21 protein-coding genes are annotated in these 20,758 nt (G+C 72.2%); 12 read left to right on the top strand and 9 right to left on the bottom strand.

The features are described from left to right. Positions 1–112: 112 nt before the first annotated feature. Positions 113–781: a pyridoxamine 5'-phosphate oxidase gene (gene pdxH / locus Pme01_RS22715; RefSeq protein WP_275408554.1), complete on the bottom strand. Its 669-nt coding sequence runs from the start codon at positions 779–781 to the stop codon at positions 113–115. 155 nt (positions 782–936) lie between these two features. Between pdxH and Pme01_RS22710 the strand changes: the two genes are divergently transcribed. From Pme01_RS22710 to Pme01_RS22685, 6 genes are all read left to right on the top strand, one after another. Beyond that, positions 937–2,043 (top strand): citrate synthase 2, encoded by a 1,107-nt coding sequence (locus Pme01_RS22710; protein WP_168113996.1) that lies wholly within the window; start codon positions 937–939, stop codon positions 2,041–2,043. Positions 2,044–2,064: 21 nt separating this feature from the next. Further along, complete coding sequence (locus tag Pme01_RS22705) at positions 2,065–2,670, top strand: hypothetical protein (protein WP_168113995.1); 606 nt, start codon at positions 2,065–2,067, stop codon at positions 2,668–2,670. Next, positions 2,663–3,781, top strand: coding sequence for a phosphoserine transaminase (gene serC / locus Pme01_RS22700; protein WP_168113994.1), 1,119 nt, complete (start codon positions 2,663–2,665; stop codon positions 3,779–3,781). Before Pme01_RS22705 ends, serC begins: the two co-directional genes overlap by 8 nt. Continuing rightward, the gene (locus Pme01_RS22695; RefSeq protein WP_275408557.1) at positions 3,751–4,779 is read left to right on the top strand and encodes a serine hydrolase domain-containing protein; all 1,029 of its coding nucleotides are present in this window, start codon (positions 3,751–3,753) and stop codon (positions 4,777–4,779) included. Before serC ends, Pme01_RS22695 begins: the two co-directional genes overlap by 31 nt. A gap of 117 nt (positions 4,780–4,896) precedes the next feature. Continuing rightward, positions 4,897–5,970, top strand: coding sequence for a septation protein SepH (gene sepH, locus Pme01_RS22690; protein ID WP_168113992.1), 1,074 nt, complete (start codon positions 4,897–4,899; stop codon positions 5,968–5,970). Between the two features lie 70 nt (positions 5,971–6,040). Beyond that, complete coding sequence (locus tag Pme01_RS22685; RefSeq protein WP_168113991.1) at positions 6,041–7,027, top strand: aldo/keto reductase; 987 nt, start codon at positions 6,041–6,043, stop codon at positions 7,025–7,027. Between the two features lie 48 nt (positions 7,028–7,075). On the opposite strand, the gene thpR is transcribed toward Pme01_RS22685, so the two are convergent. From thpR to Pme01_RS22670, 3 genes are all read right to left on the bottom strand, one after another. Next, on the bottom strand, positions 7,076–7,660 hold the full coding sequence (gene thpR / locus Pme01_RS22680) for an RNA 2',3'-cyclic phosphodiesterase (protein ID WP_168113990.1): 585 nt from the start codon (positions 7,658–7,660) through the stop codon (positions 7,076–7,078). A gap of 113 nt (positions 7,661–7,773) precedes the next feature. After that, a complete protein-coding gene (locus tag Pme01_RS22675; protein WP_168113989.1) occupies positions 7,774–9,105 on the bottom strand; it encodes an MFS transporter in 1,332 nt (443 codons plus the stop codon). A 54-nt stretch (positions 9,106–9,159) separates the two neighbouring features. Beyond that, positions 9,160–9,582 carry a MarR family winged helix-turn-helix transcriptional regulator gene (locus tag Pme01_RS22670; RefSeq protein ID WP_168114110.1) on the bottom strand — a complete coding sequence of 141 codons (423 nt, stop codon included), beginning with the start codon at positions 9,580–9,582 and terminating at the stop codon, positions 9,160–9,162. 103 nt (positions 9,583–9,685) lie between these two features. Here Pme01_RS22670 and Pme01_RS22665 point away from each other — a divergent pair, with 103 nt between their 5' ends. Continuing rightward, on the top strand, positions 9,686–9,964 hold the full coding sequence (locus Pme01_RS22665) for a DUF2530 domain-containing protein (protein ID WP_275408553.1): 279 nt from the start codon (positions 9,686–9,688) through the stop codon (positions 9,962–9,964). Positions 9,965–9,988: 24 nt separating this feature from the next. Here Pme01_RS22665 and Pme01_RS22660 read toward each other — a convergent pair whose 3' ends face one another. Beyond that, positions 9,989–10,777 (bottom strand): DUF3027 domain-containing protein, encoded by a 789-nt coding sequence (locus Pme01_RS22660; protein WP_203935813.1) that lies wholly within the window; start codon positions 10,775–10,777, stop codon positions 9,989–9,991. Positions 10,778–10,876: 99 nt separating this feature from the next. Between Pme01_RS22660 and Pme01_RS22655 the strand changes: the two genes are divergently transcribed. Genes Pme01_RS22655 through Pme01_RS22645 form a run of 3 tightly spaced genes read left to right on the top strand, consistent with a single transcriptional unit; the run spans position 10,877 to position 14,027 of the window. After that, positions 10,877–12,544, top strand: coding sequence for an MFS transporter (locus tag Pme01_RS22655; RefSeq protein WP_168113987.1), 1,668 nt, complete (start codon positions 10,877–10,879; stop codon positions 12,542–12,544). Continuing rightward, positions 12,541–13,209, top strand: coding sequence for a futalosine hydrolase (locus Pme01_RS22650; RefSeq protein ID WP_239088399.1), 669 nt, complete (start codon positions 12,541–12,543; stop codon positions 13,207–13,209). Before Pme01_RS22655 ends, Pme01_RS22650 begins: the two co-directional genes overlap by 4 nt. Beyond that, positions 13,206–14,027: a 1,4-dihydroxy-6-naphtoate synthase gene (locus Pme01_RS22645; protein WP_168113986.1), complete on the top strand. Its 822-nt coding sequence runs from the start codon at positions 13,206–13,208 to the stop codon at positions 14,025–14,027. Before Pme01_RS22650 ends, Pme01_RS22645 begins: the two co-directional genes overlap by 4 nt. A 68-nt stretch (positions 14,028–14,095) precedes the next feature. On the opposite strand, the gene Pme01_RS22640 is transcribed toward Pme01_RS22645, so the two are convergent. From Pme01_RS22640 to Pme01_RS22630, 3 genes are all read right to left on the bottom strand, one after another. Next, positions 14,096–14,482 carry a cold-shock protein gene (locus Pme01_RS22640; protein ID WP_168113985.1) on the bottom strand — a complete coding sequence of 129 codons (387 nt, stop codon included), beginning with the start codon at positions 14,480–14,482 and terminating at the stop codon, positions 14,096–14,098. 110 nt (positions 14,483–14,592) lie between these two features. Then, entirely contained in the window at positions 14,593–15,222 is a 630-nt protein-coding gene (locus Pme01_RS22635) for an HAD family hydrolase (RefSeq protein ID WP_275408556.1), read from the bottom strand. Then, entirely contained in the window at positions 15,219–15,410 is a 192-nt protein-coding gene (locus Pme01_RS22630) for a hypothetical protein (protein ID WP_168113983.1), read from the bottom strand. Before Pme01_RS22630 ends, Pme01_RS22635 begins: the two co-directional genes overlap by 4 nt. A gap of 145 nt (positions 15,411–15,555) precedes the next feature. On the opposite strand from Pme01_RS22630, the gene Pme01_RS22625 reads away from it, so the two are divergent. Further along, positions 15,556–17,946 carry a helicase-associated domain-containing protein gene (locus tag Pme01_RS22625; protein ID WP_168113982.1) on the top strand — a complete coding sequence of 797 codons (2,391 nt, stop codon included), beginning with the start codon at positions 15,556–15,558 and terminating at the stop codon, positions 17,944–17,946. Positions 17,947–17,964: 18 nt separating this feature from the next. Here Pme01_RS22625 and Pme01_RS22620 read toward each other — a convergent pair whose 3' ends face one another. Further along, positions 17,965–18,849, bottom strand: coding sequence for a L,D-transpeptidase (locus Pme01_RS22620; RefSeq protein ID WP_168113981.1), 885 nt, complete (start codon positions 18,847–18,849; stop codon positions 17,965–17,967). A gap of 205 nt (positions 18,850–19,054) precedes the next feature. On the opposite strand from Pme01_RS22620, the gene Pme01_RS22615 reads away from it, so the two are divergent. Continuing rightward, entirely contained in the window at positions 19,055–20,698 is a 1,644-nt protein-coding gene (locus tag Pme01_RS22615; RefSeq protein WP_168113980.1) for a DNA repair helicase XPB, read from the top strand. Positions 20,699–20,758: the final 60 nt, after the last annotated feature.

Below are 20,758 nucleotides of genomic sequence, written 5' to 3'. Positions count from 1 at the left end.
GCGGGCTCCGGCGCCGTGATCGTCGCGGCCTCCGGGAAGTTGTGGTCATTGAGGGCCTCGGAGACCACGACTTCCGGCAACGTGTGTGAATCTCGACTTTGTGGATCTCCGGTCACGGGGCGAGCCTCTCGACCACCCAGTTCCCGTTCGTGCACCGGTACCGCAGCCGGTCGTGCAGCCGGCTCTCCCTGCCCTGCCAGAACTCGACGGTCTCGGGCACCACCCGCAGGCCGCCCCAGTTCTCCGGCGCGGGGATGTCCGTACCGTCCGGCCAGCGCCGGTCCAGTTCGGCCCAGCCCTCGTCCAGCGCCTCGCGCGACGGGATGACCGACGACTGCGGGCTCGCCCAGGCGCCGAGCCGCGCGCCCCGGGGCCGCAGCGCGAAGTACGCCTCGGTGTCGGCGCGCTCGACCGGCTCGACGCTGCCGCAAACCACCACCTGCCGGTGGATCGGGAACCAGGGGAAGACCAGGCTCGCGTACGGGTTGGCCAGCGCCTCCCGGCCCTTGCGTGAGTCGTAGTTGGTGTACAGCGTGAAGCCCCGCGCGTCGTACGCCTTGAGCAGCACCGTCCGCGCGCTCGGCCGGCCTCGAGGATCGGCCGTGGCCAGCACCATGGCGTTGGGCTCGGGTAGCCGGGCCGTGATCGCGTCGGCCATCCAGCGACCGAACTGGGTCAGCCAGTCCGGCGCGAGCCCCGACTCGTCCAGTCCGGTGCCCGCGAGGTACTCGCGCCGCATCCGGGCCAGGTCGGCGTCGTCGGTAGGTGTGCTAGGGGTCACGCAAACAACCTTCCGCCATTGCGTCGAGATGCGTGAAGATATGTCACGCGAAACACAATTACGCACGCGTTTCACCGGACTCACACCCGGCCCCGACCCGACGAAGGGCTACCCACCCGGTAGTAGCAGCGTCAGCGACGACGTAGGAGAGAAATATGTCCGATTTTAAGCCCGGTCTCGAAGGGGTCATCGCCTTCGAGTCCGAGATCGCCGAGCCGGACAAGGCGGGCGGCGCGCTGCGTTACCGCGGGGTCGACATCGAGGACCTCATCGGCCAGGTCTCCTTCGGCAACGTCTGGGCGCTGCTGGTGGACGGCAAGTTCGGCCCCGGACTTCCGCCGGCCGAGCCGTTCCCGCTGCCGGTGCACTCCGGCGACATCCGCGTCGACGTCCAGTCGGCCGTCGCGATGCTGGCGCCGTACTGGGGCCTCGGTCAGCTGCTCGACATCAGCGACGAGCGGGCCCGTGAGGACCTGGCCCGGGTCAGCGTGACGGCGCTGTCGTTCGTGGCGCAGGCCGCCCGCGGCCTCGGCCTGCCGGCCGTACCCCAGAAGGAGATCGACAAGGCGCAGACCATCGTCGAGCGCTTCATGAAGCGCTGGCGCGGTGAGCCCGACCCCCGGCACGTCAAGGCGGTCGACGCGTACTTCATCTCCGCGGCCGAGCACGGCATGAACGCCTCCACGTTCACCACCCGCGTGGTGGCCTCGACCGGTGCCGACGTCGCCGCCTGCATCTCGTCGGGCATCGGCGCGCTCTCCGGTCCGCTGCACGGCGGCGCACCGTCGCGCGTCCTCGGCATGATCGAGGAGGTCGAGCGCACCGGTGACGCCGCCGGCTACGTCAAGGGAGCGCTCGACCGCGGCGAGCGGCTGATGGGCTTCGGCCACCGGGTCTACCGGGCCGAGGACCCCCGCGCCCGGGTCCTGCGCCGGACCGCCCGGGAGCTGGGCGCCCCCCGCTTCGAGATCGCCGAGGCGCTGGAGAAGGCCGCGCTGGAGGAGCTGCACAACCGCCGGCCCGACCGGGTACTGGCCACCAACGTGGAGTTCTGGTCGGCCGTCGTCCTCGACTTCGCCGAGGTACCGGCGCACATGTTCACCTCGATGTTCACCTGTGCCCGGGTCGCCGGGTGGAGTGCGCACACGCTGGAGCAGAAGAAGCTGGGCCGCCTGGTCCGCCCGTCGGCGGACTACGTCGGCCCGGGCCCCCGCAAGCCCAGCGACGTCGAGGGGTGGGACGCGATCCCGCACGGCGCCTGACCGGCCCCGTACCCTCCACTCGTGGCGGACGACGATCACGGCAGCTGGCACCTGCGCGGTACGGGCGCCTGGATCTTCGCGGCCGCACTCTGGTTGGCCGGTCTCGGCGGCACCGTCCTGTACTCGCAGGATGCCGCCGAGATCGGCTGGGCCCGGCTACGCGGCGTGCCGGGTGTCGTGACGATCGAGAACTGCGCCCATAGCGGCAGCTACGCGCTCTGCTATGGGCCGTTCGACGCCACCGACGGCTCGGTGCGCGTCAAGCGGGTCGAGCTGCGTACGCTGCGCAACGACGGGCCCGGCCGGCACGAACGGACCTGGCTGCCCTCCCGTACCGCCCGGCATGCCTGGGCCGGCGACATCGGCCCGTGGCGCGAGCTTCTCCCGGCCGTGCCGTTCGCGCTGCTGGCCTCCGTACAGACGGTGTGGCTCGCGACGAGCTGGCGAGCCTGGCGGCGATCGGCTGTCACTCTCGGTAGCCAAGATCCTCCACAGGACGCGGTGGTCGGCGGGGATAGACAGCCGCCCGGATGGCAGGATCTGCGGGGTACGGCAGCGCCGCCGAGTCCGTCCACCCCGCCCTCGTGGGCTGGCAGCCAACCATGGGAGACATCAGGACATGGCTGACATTCGCATCCCCGACGAGCTCAGACCGACCGACGGCCGGTTCGGGTGCGGCCCGAGCAAGGTCCGTCCGGAGGCCATCGAGGCGCTCGGCGCCGTCGCCGGCTCGTTCCTGGGCACCTCCCACCGGCAGAAGACGGTCCGGGACCAGGTCGCCCGGCTCCGCCGCGGGTTCGCCGAACTGTTCAGCCTGCCCGAGGGGTACGAGGTGGTACTGGGCAACGGCGGTACCACCGCGTTCTGGGAGGTAGCGACGTTCTCCCTGATCCGGGAGAAGGCCCAGTTCGCCACCTTCGGGGAATTCGGTGCAAAGTTCGCCAAAGCGGTCAAGGATGCCCCGTTCCTGGCCGAGCCCACGGTGATCGCGTCGGACCCGGGTTCGGCGCCGGCGCTGCGGGCTCAAGCCGGGGTCGACGCGTACGGCACCCCGCAGAACGAGACCTCGACCGGCGTGGCGGTACCGGTCCGGCGGCTCAGCGGTGCCGACGAGGGCGCGCTGATGCTGCACGACGCGACGTCGGCCGCCGGCGGCCTCGAGGTCGACCCGAGCGAGACCGACGTGTACTACTTCGCGCCGCAGAAGAACTTCGGCTCCGACGGCGGGCTGTGGATCGCGCTGATGTCGCCGGCCGCCATCGCGCGGGCGACCGAGATCAAGGAGTCGGGGCGCTACATCCCGGCCTTCCTCGACCTCGTCACCGCGATCGAGAACTCCCGGCTGGAGCAGACGCTCAACACCCCGGCGCTCGCCACCGTCTTCCTCGCCGCCGAGCAGGTCGACTGGATGCTGTCCAACGGCGGGCTGGCCTGGGCGACCAAGCGCACCGCCGAGAGCGCGTCGATCCTGTACGGGTGGGCCGACCGTTCCGAGGTCGCGCACCCCTTCGTGCTCGATCCGGGCCTGCGCTCCAACGTGGTCGCGACGATCGACTTCGACGACTCCGTCGACGCCGCCGCGATCGCGAAGGTGCTGCGCGCCAACGGCATCGTCGACACCGAGCCGTACCGCAAGCTGGGCCGCAACCAGTTGCGGGTGGCAATGTTCCCGACCATCGACCCGACCGACGTGGAGGCGCTGACCCACTGCGTCGACTACGTGGTCGAGCGGCTCTGACCGGGTTCCAGCGCGCGCTGGAGCACATGCTGGAGGCCGGGCACGGGCCCGGCCTCTTCGCGCGCGTCACGCACCACGGCGAGGAGGAGTTCGCCGGCGCGGCCGGGGTCGCCGACCTCGTCGAGCGGCGACCGATCACGGCCGCCGACCGATTACGGATCGGCGGCATCACCAAGACCTTCGTCGCGACCGTCGTGCTCCAACTGGTCGACGAGCGGCGCATCGCGGTCGAGGACCCGGTCGGCGGCTGGCTGCCGGAGTACCCGCTGCACCCCGACCTGACCCTGGCCCACCTGCTCGGGATGCGCTCCGGAATCCCCTGCTACACCCGCGCCCTGGTGGGCGACCCGCCCGACGTGCGGACCTTCCTGCGTTACCACGCGCCTGAAGATCTGGTACGCCTCGCGCTGGCCCTCGACGGCCACACCGCGCCGGGCAGCGACCACCGCCGCTCCAACACCGACTACCTGCTGCTCGGCCTCGTGATCGAGTGGATCACCGGCCAGCGCCTCGACGCCCAGGTCTGGCAGCGCGTCATCGCCCCGCTGGGACTGCGCGACACGTACTTCCCCACCGTCGACCCGGCCCTGCGCGGCCGGCACGCCACCGGGTACTTCCGGTGCGGGGACGACTACCTGCCATGCCCCGAGGTCACCCCGTCGCAGTCGTGGGCCGGCGGCGCGATGGTCTCCACCCCGGCCGACCTCGCCCGGTTCTTCGACTCGCTCCTCGGCGGCGAGCTGCTGTCCCCCGCGTCCGTGGCGGCGATGTGCGACGCCACCCGGCTGGACCCCGAGCGCGGCTACGGCTACGGCCTGTACCGGATCCGGTTCGACACGGGCGCGACGGGCTACGGTCACCACGGCGCCGTACCGGGATACACCTCGCTGGTCGTGCGTATCGACAATGGAAGAACTGTTGTGTTGTACCGCAACAGTTTCGACAAGACCCGGCCAATGTGGTGGAACAACCCGGTCTTCGCCGCGGCCCTGTCCTGACCATTGCATCTTTTTCTTTTACTCGGCGCGGCTGACTCCCTACGGTTAGGGTGACGCGTACTGTTTTTCTGAACGAGCACCGCTGATGTGCTGCTCATGGGTGGACGGAGGCAGGGGATGCGGCCGGTTCGGTTCGTCGCCCTCTCCGAGGACGGCCACGCGCTTGTGCTCACCGACGAGGTCGGGCGCCTGCTCGCCCTGCCCGTCGACGAGCGCATCACCTCGGCGCTGCGAGTGGAACGCCCATCGGCGTCGCAGCTTTCCATGGGCGTGACGCACGACCTCGGCGCCGCCTCGTCACTGTCCCCGCGCGACATTCAAGCCCGCATCCGCGCCGGCGAGACCGCCGACGACGTCGCCCGGGTGGCCGGCGTGCCGGTCGACCGGGTGCTGCGCTACGCCGGCCCGGTGCTGCAGGAGCGGGCCATGCTCGCCCAGCACGCGCGCCGTACGAAGCTCAAGACCTCCGAGAAGGGCTCGTCGCTCGCCCAGGTCGTCGACGCCCGGCTGGCACAGCACGGAATCGACAGCGAGAAGATCTCCTGGGACGCGTACCGCCGCGACGACGGCACCTGGCGGGTCCTCGCCACCTGGCCCAGCGGCAAAGCCACCGCGCAGGCGATGTGGGAGCTGGACAAGTCGCGGCAGGTCGTCACGCCGCACGACGACATGGCGCAGTACCTGTGCGCCGAGCGCCCCACCCAGATCCTCGGCCAGGATCCGCCGGCTCCGCAGCACACCCCCGGCGGGACGGCCCGGAGCGGGCACGAGCCGATGCGCCCGGTCGCCGACACCGCGCGGCGGGAGTCGCGCCCCGGCCCCGGCCGCGGCCTCGGCGACCCGATCCGCTCCGGCCGGGACGCCCTGCTCTCCTCGCTCGAGCGGCCGCTGGAGGGCCAGAGCGGCGGCACCCGGCTCAACCCGGGGACGCCCACGCCGGCCGCGGACGCCGGCCGCCAGCCCGCCCGTGGCGGCGCCGCGGCCCTGCTCGGCTCTCCGGGTTCGGCGTTCGAGGACGAGACCGAGAGCGCCCAGGCGATCCCCGAGGTGCCGTCGCTGGCGGTCCTGCGCCCCCGGCGTACCGCCACACCGGCCGCCGGCACCGAGCCGACCGGCGACAAGCCGCGCAAGCGCCTGCCGAGCTGGGACGACGTGCTCTTCGGCGGGAGCCCCGCGCGCGAGTCGTCCTGACGCCCGTCGGCTGATCCGCCGGGGCAGTGCGACCGACCCGGCGACCGGCCCATCAATCTAGGGTGGGCTCATGGAGTACACGAATCTGGGACGCACCGGGCTGCTGGTGAGCCGGCTCTGCCTGGGCACCATGAACTTCGGCCCGAAGACCTCCGAGGAAGACAGCTACGCGATCATGGATCGCGCGCTCGAGCACGGGATCAACTTCTTCGACACCGCCAACGTGTACGGCTGGAAGACCGGTGAGGGCGTCACCGAGCAGATCATCGGCCGCTGGCTGGCCCAGGGCGGCGGGCGGCGCGACAAGGTCGTCCTCGCCACGAAGGTGTACGGCAAGATGGGCGAGTGGCCCAACGAGCAGGGCCTGTCGGCGCGCCACATCATCCGGGCCTGCGACGACTCGCTCCGGCGGCTGCAGACCGACTGGATCGACCTGTACCAGATGCACCACGTCTCGCGGTCCACGCCGTGGGAGGAGATCTGGCAGGCGATGGAGATCCTCGTGGCGCAGGGCAAGGTGCGCTACGTCGGCTCCTCCAACTTCGCCGGCTGGCACCTCGTCGCCGCGCAGGAGTCGGCGGCCCGCCGGCACTTCCTCGGCCTGGTGAGCGAGCAGTGCATCTACAACCTGCTCACCCGGCACGTCGAGCTCGAGGTGGTACCCGCCGCGATCGAGTACGGCATCGGGATCATCCCCTGGTCGCCGCTGCACGGGGGGCTGCTGTCCGGCGCGCTGCGCAAGCAGCGTGAGGGTACCGGCGCGCGGTCGGCCGAGGGTCGGTCGAACGACGCGCTCGAGGCCAACCGCGAGGCCATCGAGGCGTACGAGAAGCTCGCCGCCGAACTGGGCCACGACCCGGCCGACGTGGCGCTGGCGTGGCTGCTGTCCCGGCCCGGCGTGACGGCGCCGATCATCGGGCCGCGTACGGTCGAGCAGTTGGACAACTCGCTGCGGGCGCTGGAGATCAAGCTGGACGACAGCGTCCTGGCCCGCTTGGACGAGCTGTTCCCGCCGGTCGGCAACGGCGGCCCCGGCCCCGAGGCCTGGGCCTGGTAACGCCCTTGCTCGCCCTTGATCGTCACAACGTCCTGGACGTTGTGACGATCAAGGGGCGAGCGGGACCGAGTGCATCACCTCGTAGGTGGGGCGCGGGCCGAGGTGGCTGCGTATCAGCCGGATGTCGCCGACCGGCCAGCCCGGCCCCTCGTACCCGTCCAGCGTGGACAGGTCGGCGGCCAACTCCTCGGGGCTGACCCGGTCACCGGGCCGGGCGATCGTCACGTGGGGACGGAACGGCTTGGTGTCGTACGGCAGCCGGGCCGACCTCAGCTCGCCGCGCACCGCGTCGGCCACCGCGCCGAGCGCGTCGACGTCACCGCGCAGGCCGGCCCAGAGCGTGGTGAAGCGGCGCCGTCCGAACGTACCGCCGCCGGCGATCCGCAGTTCCGGAACGCCCGGGGTACCGGCGCGCCAGTACTCGACCGCCCGGTCCAGCGCGGACCGGACCTCGTCCAGCTGCGGTTCGGCCACCTCACCCAGGAACGCGAGCGTGATGTGCCAGTTCTCGGCCGCCGCGAGCCGCACCGACCGTCCCGGCCCGCGCGGCTGGCCCACGCCGAGGTTGCCCACGAGCCCGGCGAGGTCGTCGCGTACGTCCGGCGGAGGGTACGCCGCCACGAACAGTCTCACGACGGGTCCACGACGGGTCCGGGGAAGCACAGCAGCGCCACAACCCCGAGGCTATGCGTGGGCGGGGGCGGCTGCCACCACTGTGGACGCCGCACCCCCTCAGGAACGCTCGGTCAGCGGGCCGCGGGCCGGATCGCGGGCAGCCGGAAGTCGAGCACCCGCCCGTCCGGTGCCGGCTCGCGGACGTGTACGTGCGGGCGCGGGTGCAGGTGCAGGCCGATCTCGGCGTCGGCCCGGCGAAGGTGCACGACGCTCATCACGAGGCCGGCCGCCAGCGACGCGAGCCCACCGATCCACATGCCCGAGCGCGGGCCGTACTGCTCGGCCGCCCAGCCGATGATCATCGCCCCGAACGGCGTCGTGCCGAGGAAGACGAGCATGTACAGCGCCACCACGCGGCCCCGGTACTCCGGGTCGGTACCGAGCTGGATGCGCTGGTTGGCGGCCTGGGCAAAGTAGATCATGAAGAACCCGGTGGGGATCAGCAGCACGACCGCCGACAGGTAGGTGGGCGCGAACCCGACCAGGGTCTCCAGCGAGCCGAACATCAGGGCCGCGACCAGCACGATGTAGATCGACGGCCGGGCCCGGCGGCCGCTGCCGGCCAGGGCTCCGCCGAGCGCCCCGACGGCGAGGGCCGTGGAGAGCAGCCCGAACGACTGCGGCCCGGCGTGGAAGACCGTGGTGGCGGTCACCGCGAGGGTCACCGGGAAGTTGAAGCCGAACAGCCCGACGATCATGACGAGCAGCAACGGGATGACGAGGTCCGGGCGCTGCCGGGTGTAACGCAGCCCGTCGACGATGCGGGCGTCGCGCGACGCCACCTGACCGGGCTCGCGGCGGTACAGCTCGGCGGGGCGCATCCGGATCGAGGAGATCAGCGGCCCGACGCACATCACCGCATTGGCCAGGAAGACCGGTCCCATGCCGATCCAGCCGATCGCCACGCCGGCCACGGCGGGACCGATGATCCGGGCCGAGTTGAACGTGGCCGCGGAGAGGGCGAGCGCGTTGGGCAGCAGTTCCCGGTTGACCAGCTCGGAGACGAACGACTGGCGTACCGGTCCCTCGATCGCGTTGATCACGCCGCTGACGGCCGCCACCACGAAGACGTGCCACAGCTCGACCGCACCGGTCGCGACGAGAATGCCGAGTACGCCCGCGACCACGGCGAACAGGGCGTTCACCGCGATGAGCAACTTGCGCTTGTCGAACCGGTCGGCCAGCTTCCCGCCGTACAGCGTCAGCAGCAGTACGGGCAGGAACTGCAGCGCGGTGACCGTACCCAGCGCCGTCGCGCGCTGGTGGGACAGCTGCAGGACCAGCCAGTCCTGTGCGGTGAACTGCATCCAGACCCCGGTCAGCTTTACCAGCTGGCCGGTGGCGAAGAGCCGGTAGTTCCGGACCCGTAATGACCCAAAGGTGTTGCTCAGCCGTGAACGCACTCTGGTGTGCGCCTCCTCCGCGTTGTCTCGCGGCCCAGCCGGCTGGCTCTCCGGTCAGGCCCTACTTATCCGGTCGACGATGTGCGCCGCCCGCCGGAGCGTCTCCCGCTCCTCGTCGCTGAGCGCCGCGATCTGACTGCCCAGCCAGGCGTCGCGGGCCCGCCTGTTGGCGGCGAGCACCGAACGGCCCGACTCGGTCGCGGACAGGATCACCTGCCGCCCGTCGGTGGGATGCGGGATGCGCTGAAGCAGCCCCCGCTCCTCCAACCGGCTGACGATCCTCGTCATGGTCGGCGGCCGTACCCGTTCGGCGTCTGCCAGCTCACGGGGCGTGAGCGCGCCCGCAAGATCCAGGCTGGTGAGCGCGGAGAGCTGACTCTGTGTCAGGTCCCCGAGCGGCCTGGTCTGGCGCAGCCGACGGTTGAGCCGCGCGATCGCGTCGCGCAGCAAGGCGGCGACCTTCTCGCTCGACGCCATGCGTACCGTCACAATCGTTAGCTTAACTAATGAGCTTAGCTAAAGATATGTTTTTGTGAGGGCACTCACGGATCATGCGGTGCTCACGGCGTACCCTGACGCCGTGCCGACCAGCGAAGAGCCGCAGCCGCCCGACGGCGCCCAGGCCCCGCCCGCGCCGCGGCTCGCCGCGCTCGATCCGCCGATGGTGCCGTTCGCCATCGGCGGCATAGTGCTCTGGGCCGTGGTCGGCCTCGCGTTGCTGCCGTTCCGCGACACGCTGGAGGCCAACGGCCACGGCGACTGGCTTGCGATCTGCCTGGCCGGGTTCCTCTGGGGCTTCCCCGGTCTGGCAGTGATGATCAAGCATGACGCCAACCGGCGCCACCGGCTCGGCCGGTAGACGCGGTAGGCCCCGACCGACAGGTCAGTCGACTTCCTCGACCTCGCTGTCGTCGTACACGGTGGGCAACTCGTCCACCGAGCTGTTGCCGGACCCGCCGAGCACCTCGGAGTGCGCGCCGCAGCCGTGGTCGACGGTGACGACCCGGCCGTCGTCGGCCGCGTACATGTTGGCGCAGACGCCGAACGTCTGCCGCATCGAACCGGCGAGGGGCAGGAAGAAGCCGCAGCCGCCGCAGCGGGCGGTGCGCGGCGCGGCCACCGAGATCGGCGCGTCCGGCCCGCGGTCGCCTTCGTACCACCGCTGGGCGGTGTCGGCGCGACCCTCACGGGACATCACCCGCGAACGGCCGAGCCCGAGTTCCCAGGACGTCTCCTCGACCGCCGGGTCGTCGGACTGCTGGTAGCCAGGGACCAGGCGATCGTCGTCGGCGCCGGTCACCAGCAGGTCACCCACGCCCAGGTCACCGGGGCGCAGCCGCTCCTGCCACGGCACCCACCTGGGGGCCAGCAGCGCGTCGGGGCCCGGGAGCAGCGCCGCTTCGGAGATGGTCACGTGCCGGCTGCGGGGGACCCGGGTGACGGTCACGGCCCAGCGCCAGCCGCGGTAACCGGGCAGGCGGCAGTCGAAGAGGTGCGTCACCACGCGTTCGCCCTCGGCGAACGCCTCCAGATGCTCGCCGACGTGGTCCGGATCCACTTCCGACAACGCGGAGCGCGCCTCGCCGATTGCGTCCGCACATGTGGCGTCCAACTTCGCCGCGCGCGCGGTCGCCTTGCTAACTGCCCTTGTCACCCGACTATTCTGCCTCAACATCCTCGACTTCACGCCATCGACAGGGCATCGGATCACCCCACCGCATCACCCTTTCGACGGCGCGCCGGGTCGTCCCGATGGTTCAGGATGGTGGGCATGTCGGTAGTGCGTACCCTCGGCCGGTCCGCGATCCTGGCCCTGTTCGCCACCAGGCGGCTGGCCGGCACGGGCGTACGGACGGGGCGGTTCGTCGTTCGGAACGTCCTGGTGGCCCGGCAGCGCGGCGCCGCCGGCGAGGCCGGGATGATGCGCCTGCTCGACCTGCACGCCGCCTCCTGCGCCGGCGACACCCTGATCGCGATCGGGCTGGCCGGCACCATCTTCTTCAACGTCCCGGTGGGCGAGGCACGCGGTCGGGTGGCGCTCTACCTGCTGGTCACGATGCTGCCTTTCGCGCTGCTGGCGCCGGTCGTGGGTCCGGTGCTCGACCGGTTCCGCCACGGCCGACGGTACGCGTTGGCCCTGACCATGCTGGGCCGCTTCTTCCTGGCGTACATGATCTCGGAGCACATCGGCGGCTACACGCTCTACCCGGCCGCCTTCGGCATGCTCGTGCTGTCGCGGGCGTACGGGGTGGCCCGCAGCGCGGCGGTCCCCCGCGTCCTGCCGGCAGGGCTCGGCCTGTCCGAGGCGGGCGCCCGGGCGTCGGTCTTCGGTACGGTCGCGGGCGCCGTCATCGCGCCGATCGGACTCGCCGCCGCCTGGTTCGGTCCGGCCTGGCCGCTGCGCGTGTCGATGATCGTGTTCGGGTACGGCATGGTCGTCGCGCTCCGCCTGCCGCCCCGGGCGGACTCCCAGCCGCCCGAGATGGTCCCGCGCCTGCTGCAGCCGGCCGGACACAAGGGCGCCAAGGTGCTCTCCGGCCGCCTGGTCCTGGCGAGCCTCGCCGGGAGCGCCACCCTCCGCGCCACGTACGGCTTCCTGACCCTGTACCTCGCCTTCGCGATCCGCGCCGGCGACCTGCCGACCGGGCTGCTCGGGTGGACTCCGACCGCCACCACGGCGATCGCGGTGGTCGCCGGAGCGCTGGGGCTGGGCTCCTTCGTCGCCACCGCGGTCGGTACCACGCTGCGCCTGCGACGCCCGGCGCTGCTCCAGGCCGGCGCGATCCTCGCCGTAGCGCTCGCCGGAGCGGTCGCGGTCGTCGGGTACAACCTGCTCGTCGTCGCCGCGCTCTGTCTGGTCACCGCGGTCGGCAGCGGCCTGGCCAAGCTCGCCGTCGACGCGGTGATCTCCGAGCGGATCCCGGAACGGGTACGCGGGAGCGCCTTCGCCCACTCGGAAACGCTGCTCATGATGGCCTGGGTCGCCGGCGGTGCGCTGGGGCTGATCCCGGTCGGCGGCAGGGTCGGCCTCGGCGCGCTCGCCGCGTTCCTCGCGCTCGGCCTGGTACGGGCCGTGCTGGCGGCCGGACGGCTGCGCCGGGAGCTGCTGCGCGGCCAGCCCGCGTCCGAGGAACCGGCCACCGCCGATCCCGACCGCGCCGCCGACCCCGGCCGCACCGCCGATCTCAGCCGCACCGCCGACCCCGGCCGCACCGCCGATCTCAGCCGCACCGCCGATCCCGACCGCGCCGCCGACCCCGGCCGCACCGCCGACGAGTCCATCACGCTCGCCACCCCGCCCGAGCCGGCACCGGGGGCGGTACCCGACCCGGCCACGACGCGGACCCTCGTACAGTCGGAGCCGGACCCGCCGGCCGGTTACCACCTGTACCGGCCGTCCGGCACCGACCCGACCCTCGATCTCAAGGACGATTCGTGAGCTTTCTCGGCCACCGCCGGATCCTCGTCGTGACCGCCGTGGAGCCGGAGCGACAGGCGGTCCTGCGCGGGCTCGACCTAGCGGGCGTCACCGCCGAGAACGGCGCCGACAGCACCATCGTGGTCGAGGTCGGCGGCGTCGGTACCGCCGCCGCGGCGGCGACCACAGCGCGGGTACTGGCCCTGGGGCGCTTCGACGCGGTGCTGTCGGCCGGCGTGGGCGGCGGCATCGGCGTACCGGTCGGCGGCGCGGCGATCGCCACCGCCAGCGTCGCCGCCGACCTGGGCGCCGACTCGCCGGAGGGCTTCCTCGGCCTCGACGAGCTCGGCTTCGGCAGCGCGACCGTGGCCGCCGACCCGGGCCTGCTCGCCGCCCTGACCGCCGCCCTGCCGGACGCGGCCGTCGGGCCGGTGCTCACCGTCTCGACGGTGACCGGCACCCTCGCCGGTACCCGCGACTTGTTGGCCCGCCACCCCGACGCGGTGGCCGAGGCGATGGAGGGATTCGGGGTCGCCACGGCGGCGGCGCAGGTCGGCGTCGCGTTCGGGGAGCTACGGACGATATCGAACGCCGTCGGTCCCCGGGACCGTGCCGCGTGGCGGATCGGGGACGCGTTGGAGGGGTTGAGCAAAGCGATTGCGTGCCTGGCAGAGTTGACGCCGTGACGCTTTCTCTCGCGATCTCGCCCTGCCCTAACGACACGTTCGTCTTCCACGCGCTCGTCCACGGCCTGGTGCCGGGCGCGCCCCCGGTGGACGTGACGTACGCGGACGTCGACGTCACCAACATGGCGGCGGCGAAGGGCACGTACGACCTGGTGAAGGTGAGCTACGCGGCGCTGCCCTGGCTGCTGGACAAGTACGCCCTGCTGCCCTGTGGCGGGGCGCTGGGGCGCGGCTGCGGGCCACTGGTCCTGGTACGCGACCCCGAGGCCACCCCCGACCTCGCCGGCCGCACCGTGGCCGTGCCGGGCGACCGCACCACGGCGTACCTGCTGATGCGGCTCTGGTCCGCCGGCGCCGAGCCGGCGAACGTCAAGGTCGTGCCGTTCCACGAGATCATGCCGGGAGTGGCGGCCGGGAAGTACGACGCCGGGCTGGTGATCCACGAGGCGCGGTTCACGTACCACCGGCACGGGCTGCACGCCCTCGTCGATCTCGGTGACTGGTGGGAGCGCGACACCGGGCTGCCGATCCCGCTCGGTGCGATCCTGGCCCGCCGTGGCGTCGTGGACCCGGCCGAGGCCGCGACGTGGGTACGCGAGTCGGTGCACGCGGCCTGGGCGGACCCCGAGGCGACCCAGGAGTACGTGCTGGCGCACGCCCAGGAGCTGGAGCCGGCCGTGGCGAGCCAGCACATCGCGCTCTACGTCAACGACTTCACCGCGAACCTGGGTGAGGACGGGTACGCCGCGGTCGAGGCGCTGCTCGGCCGCGCCGCCGAGGCCGGTCTCACGCCAGCCCTCGCCAACTCACTGCGCTGAACCACGCCGGTTTTGCCGTGATCACGGAAGTCTGGGGCGGCCATGACGACACCAGACTTCCGTGATCATTAGATCTCCAGCTCGCGGGCGACCGCGTGGACGGCCTCCGCGATCACGCGGGAGTTCTTCTTGTCGGGGAAGCGGCCGCGCCGCAGCTCGGGCTGCACCTTCACCTCGAGGACCTTGATCATGTCCTCGATGAGGCCGTGCAGCTCCTCGGCCGGCCGACGCCGCAGCTCCGTCACGGACGGCGGGGCGTCCAGCACCTTCACCTGGAGCGCCTGGTTGCCCTTGCGGCTCTCCACGACGCCGAATTCGACCCGCTGCCCGGCCTTGAGGTCGGTCACACCGGTCGGCAGGGCGGCCTTGTGCACGAACACGTCGCCGCCGTCGTCACGGGTAAGGAAACCGAAGCCCTTATCCGTGTCGTACCACTTCACACGCCCCGTCGGCACCGCTCGCCCTCAGCTTCTGTTCGAAGAGACAGTCTTCTGTTTCGAAGAGACAACCGCCCCGCCCGTCACCAGACCGGGCACACGAGACAAGGCTAACCAGTCGGGGCCAGTCAACCAACCGAGATCCGAGCGGTCTCCAACCACTGCGGAAAGGCACGCAGGTCGGGCAGTACCGCGGCTGCTCCGGCCGCCGTGAGCGCGGCGGCGTCGCACGGGCCGGTGGTCACGCCGACGCCGACCACGCCCGCGGTCCGGGCGGCGCCCATGTCCGCGACGTGATCGCCCACGTAGATCGACGCGCCGTGCTCGCGGAGCGCGACCGCCTTGCCGTCGGCCCAGGCATCCCCGACGAGCACGTCCACCGGCAGTCCGAGATGGTCGACGTGCAGCCGGGCCAGGCCGGCCCGCTTGGCGGTGACGACGACGACCCGGCCGCCGGCCGCCCGTACCGCCGCGAGCGCCTCGGCGGCACCCGGCAGCGGCAGGGTCGGCGTGATCGCGTCACCCGGGTAGAACTCCCGGTAGAGCGCGATCGCATCGTCGAGCCGGTCCGGCGGGAACCAGTTGGCCAGCTCGTGCGCGAGCGGCGGCCCGAGGCGGCTCACCACGGCGTCGACGTCGATGTACACGCCGGTACGCGCCGACACCGACCGGTACGTCGCCGCGATCCCCGGCCGGCTGTCGATCAGCGTCATGTCAAGATCGAAGCCGACCGTCAAGGGCGTCGGTGTGGCCGTCAGTGCTCCCTGGCCCACGGGTTCTCCGTGGGGTGCAGGTAGACCAGGGAGCTGACCGGCAGCGGGAACGTCTGATCGTCGCCGAACGGGGAGTTGGAGGCGGCCCGGTCGGACAGGAGCTCGGTCACCGGGAGGTGCCCGTCCGGTACGGACTGGCCACCGAGGGAGGAGTCGGATGCCGCAGAAGCCATCGGGAGATCCTTTCATCGCAGGCCGGAGTAGTGTGACCGACCCCGCGAACGATCCTGAAGACTTTGCGTGGCCGGGAGCCAAGAAAGTCTTCAGGATCACAGGGGTTCGTCGCGGGCCGGCCCCGGCCGGATAGCGTAAATCACGATGCCCGTCTCACTCGCCGATCATCTGCGCGCCCTGCCCGACCCGGAGCTGGCCGCGCTCATCGCGCTGCGCCCGGATCTCGTCATGCCCGTACCCGGGGACATCTCCGCGCTGGCGCTGCGCGCCCAGTCGCGGCTGTCCGTCGCGCGTACCCTCGACTCGCTCGACCGGTTCACCCTCGAAGTGCTCGACGTCGTGCGGCTGACCCGCACTCCGGAGACGGCCACCACGTCGGTCGAGGCCGTACTGATGCTCACCGCCGAGAGCCGGGTGGCGGCCGGCCCGGTACGCGAGGCGCTCGACCGGCTGCGCGCGCTCGCCCTCGTGTACGGCTCCGACCCGGCACTGCACCTGGTGGCCGGGGTGGACGAGGTCTGCTCGCCGTACCCGGCCGGGCTCGGCCGCCCCGCCGCCGATCTCAACACCGACGCGGCGGTCCTGGTCTCGGACCCCACCCGGCTGCGCCGGACGGTGCTCGCCGCGCCCCCGGCGGCCCGCGCGGTTCTCGACCGGCTCGCCGACGGGCCGCCGGTCGGCACGGTCGCCGCGTCGGCGCTGACCGACCCCGAGTCCGACTCACCGGTGCGCTGGCTGGTCGATCACCACCTGCTCGTACCGATCGGGGTCGACACCGTCGAACTGCCCCGCGAGGTCTCGCTGCTGCTGCGCCGGGAGACCGGGCCGCTCGGTCCGCTGCACCCGGCGCCACCGGAGATCGAGGCGCCGGAGCGCCAGGTCTCGATGGTCGACCGGGCCGGCGCCGGGCAGGCGATGGAGGTGGCCCGGCACGCCGAGGCCCTCGCCGACGTGCTCGCCGCCGAGCCGGCGCCGGTCCTGCGCTCCGGCGGGGTGGGCGTCCGCGAACTGCGACGGCTGGCCCGCGCCACCGGCCTGGACGAGCCGGTCGCGGCGCTGCTGCTGGAGGTGGCGTACGCCGCCGGCCTGCTCGGCGAGTCGGGCGGCGAGACCGGTGACGCGGTGGTCCTGCCGGCCGCCGGTTTCGACGCGTGGCGGGTCACCTCGCTGGCCCAGCGGTGGGCCCGGCTGGCGAGCGGCTGGCTGCTGATGCGCCGGATGCCGAGCCTGGTGGGCCAGCGCGACGACCGGGACCGGCTGCTGCCCGTACTATCGGCCGACATCGAGCGGGTCGGCGCGCCCGCGCAGCGCCGGGAGGCCCTGGGCGTACTGGCAAGCCTGCCGCCGGGTGCCGCGCCCTCCGCCGACGACGTCAGGGCGGTGCTCTCCTGGCAGGCGCCGCGCCGGGTCGTGCGGGCCGCGGCGTCCGCCGGCCACGAGGCGGCGCTGGCCGAGGCGGCCACGCTCGGGCTGACCGGGCTCGGCGCGCTCACCTCGTACGGACGGTCGCTGCTGGCCGAGGTCGAGGCCGCCGAACGGCTCGACCCGGACGCCGACCCCCTGGGCATCTCGGCGGGAGCCCCGCCGTCCAAGGCGGTCGAGGCGCTCGACGCGCTGCTGCCGGCGCCCGTCGACCACGTACTGGTCCAGGCCGACCTGACGGTCGTGGTACCCGGGCCGCCGGAGCCCGGGCTCGCCGCCGAGCTGGCGCTGGTCGCCGACGCCGAGTCGGCCAGCGTCTACCGGGTCACGGCCGACTCGGTACGCCGGGCGCTGGACACCGGGTATGCCGCGGCCGATCTGCACTCGCTGTTCGGACGGCGGTCACGTACCCCCGTGCCGCAGGCGCTGACCTACCTCGTGGACGACGTGTCCCGCCGCCACGGTGGCCTGCGCGCCGGGTCCGCCGGCGGGTACCTGCGCGGCGACGACGAGGCGCTGCTGGCGGAGGTGCTCGCCGACCGGCGGCTGGCCGCGCTCGGCCTGCGCCGGCTGGCGCCGACGGTACTGATCAGCCCGTACGCGCCGAACCGGCTGCTGGCCGCGCTACGGGAGGCCGGGTACTCGCCGGTACCCGAGGACGCGACGGGCGCGGCCGTGCTCACCCGGCCTCGACCGCCCCGCGCGGCCGCCCGACCCTCGGTACCGTCCCGCCGGGTCGACGACCCGCTGGCCGGGGCCCGGCTCACGCCGGCCCGGCTGGCCGGCATCGTGGAGCAGCTACGCCGTTCCGACGCGGCGGTACGGGCCGCCAGTCGGGCTCCGGCGGGCGTACGGTCACCCGGCGGTACGGCGGGGCTGACCGGTGCGCAGGCGCACACCCAGGCGATGGCCGTACTCCAGCAGGCGCTGCGGGAGAAGTCGCGGGTCTGGGTCGGCTACGTCGACGCGCACGGCGCCACCAACTCGCGGCTGGTGCGGCCGGTCTCGATGGGCGCCGGGTACCTGCGGGCCGAGGACGAGCGCACCGAAATGCTGCACACGTTCGCGTTGCACCGCATCACGGCCGCGGTCCCGGAGGAAGCGTCCCCGTGATCACGGGGAACAGGGGACTCAGGTGCCGGGGCGGCGGCCGAAGACCTTCACGGTCGTGCCGACCGTCGACAGGTTCCACAGCGACACCGCGTCGGAGTGCAGCAGGTTGACGCAGCCGTGCGAGCCGAACGAGTCGTGCAGGTACGTGGTCGTCTCGTGGAACCCGATGCCACCGTTGAACGCCTGCCAGTACGGCAGCCAGACCTTGTAGGGCACCGACCATTCCCGCTTGTTCCGCCCGAAGATCCGGTACGTGCCGTTCGGGGTCTGGTAGCCGCCGGCCATGCCGGTACGGACCACCGTCGGGCCCCACACCACGGCCCCGTCCCGCACGGCCCACGCCGTCTGCTGCGTGAGGTCGACGCAGATCGTCAGCGCCGGCCCGCTGACCGAACACTTCGCCTGCTCCTCGGCGCTCATGCTGGTGGCGATGCGCCGGGCCACGTTGGCGGTGGTGGGGCCGGCCATCCCCTTGGCCGGGCTGATCCCGTACCTGCTCTGGAACTTCTTGATGAGGGCGCAGTCGGCGGCCGTCTGGACGCCGTCGACCGTCACCGCCTCGTACTCGTCGATCTTGGCCAGCGCGCTCTCCACCTCACGCTGGCGTTCGCCGCCCTGGCAGTCGGCGGGGGCCGGCGGCGCGGTGGTCGGATCCGGCACCGTGCTCTGCTGTGGGGTGGTGGTCCGCCGCGACGGTGGAGACACGGCCGTCGACCGGGTGGGACTGGCCGCGGGGCCGGGCGCGGCGCTCTCCCCCGTTGTGCCGGCCCCGGTAACCGCCCGATCCCGCTGTGCGGCGGCGGTCCCGACCGACCCGAACGCGTACGCCCCGGCCCCCACGACGATGGCCACAGCGGACGCGCTGAACACGATCGCGAGCGAACGTACCCGCTTGTTCCTCATCCAGTTCCTCCCCGCGGCCATTCATCATTGAAGACGCCGAATACCCCATCCGAGGTTGCAGTGAAGACGCAACCTTTTCTCGCTTCTTCGGCGGCCACGGAGGTGGTCTGTACGTTTTTGCGCAAAGATCTCGGTCACTGTGACGCAAATGTGACACTCGCTGACCCGTGCCACACTGGAACGTCTGTCTTCCACGGAGGTCCCCTTGACCGACGGCCCACTGATCGTCCAGTCCGACAAGACGCTGCTGCTCGAGATCGACCACCCGGACGCGACCGCGTGCCGGATGGCGATCGCGCCCTTCGCCGAGCTGGAGCGCTCTCCGGAGCACGTGCACACCTACCGGCTGACCCCGCTCGGGCTGTGGAACGCCCGCGCCGCCGGCCACGACGCCGAGAGCGTGGTGGACTCGCTGCTGCGGTTCTCCCGGTACCCGGTGCCGCACTCGCTGCTGGTCGACGTCGCCGAGACCATGGACCGGTACGGGCGGCTCCAACTGCTCAACCACCCGACCCACGGCCTCGTCCTGCAGGGGTCCGACCGGGCGGTGCTGGTCGAGGTCGCCAAGTCCAAGAAGCTCGCCGGCATGCTGGGCGGCAAGCTCGGCGACGACACCATCGCGGTGCACCCCTCCGAGCGCGGCCGCCTCAAGCAGGCCCTGCTCAAGCTGGGCTGGCCGGCCGAGGACCTGGCCGGGTACGTCGACGGCGAGGCCCACCCGATCGATCTGGCCGAGAACGGCTGGAAGCTGCGGTCGTACCAGCGTGAGGCGGTGGACTCGTTCTGGGCCGGCGGCTCGGGCGTGGTCGTCCTGCCCTGCGGCGCCGGCAAGACCATGGTCGGCGCGGGCGCGATGGCCGAGGCCAAGGCGACCACGCTGATCCTGGTCACCAACACGGTCGCCGGCCACCAGTGGCGGCGCGAACTGCTCGCGCGGACGTCCTTGACCGAGGAAGAGATCGGCGAGTACTCCGGGGAGCGCAAGGAGATCCGGCCGGTCACGATCGCGACGTACCAGGTGCTCACCTCCCGCCGTGGCGGCGCCTTCACCCACCTGGACCTGTTCAGCGCCCGCGACTGGGGCCTGGTCATCTACGACGAGGTGCACCTGCTGCCGGCGCCGATCTTCCGCTTCACCGCCGACCTGCAGGCCCGCCGCCGCCTCGGCCTCACCGCGACGCTGGTACGCGAGGACGGCCGGGAGGGCGACGTGTTCAGCCTGATCGGGCCGAAGCGGTACGACGCGCCGTGGAAGGACATCGAGGCGCAGGGCTGGATCGCGCCCGCCTCGTGCACGGAGGTCCGGGTGACGCTGACCGACGAGGAGCGGATGGCGTACGCGACCGCCGAGTCCGAGGAGCGGTACCGGATGGCGGCGACCGCCCGTACCAAGCTGCCGGTGGTCAAGGCTCTCGTGGACAAGCACGCCGGCGAGCAGGTGCTCGTCATCGGCGCCTACATCGACCAGCTACGCCAGATCAGCGAGTACCTCGACGCCCCGGTCGTACAGGGTTCGACGACGACCAAGGAGCGCGAGCGGCTGTTCGACGAGTTCCGGTCGGGCGTGCTGAAGACGCTGGTGATCTCCCGGGTCGGCAACTTCTCCATCGACCTGCCGGAGGCGGCGGTGGCGATTCAGGTGTCGGGCACGTTCGGCTCACGCCAGGAGGAGGCGCAGCGACTGGGCCGGGTCCTGCGGCCGAAGGCCGACGGGCGGCAGGCGCACTTCTACACGGTGGTCTCGCGCGACACGATCGACACCGAGTACGCGGCGCACCGGCAGCGGTTCCTGGCCGAGCAGGGGTACGCGTACAGCATCGTCGACGCCGACGACGTCCCGTCGGCCTGACGGGCCCGCTTACCCAAGATCCGCGCCCACGTCCCCCGATGGCGGCGCGGATCTTGGGTA

The organism is Planosporangium mesophilum (genome assembly GCF_016863255.1).
In the GTDB taxonomy this organism is placed as follows: domain Bacteria; phylum Actinomycetota; class Actinomycetes; order Mycobacteriales; family Micromonosporaceae; genus Planosporangium; species Planosporangium mesophilum.
This window is presented reverse-complemented; position numbering and strand designations above follow the sequence as displayed.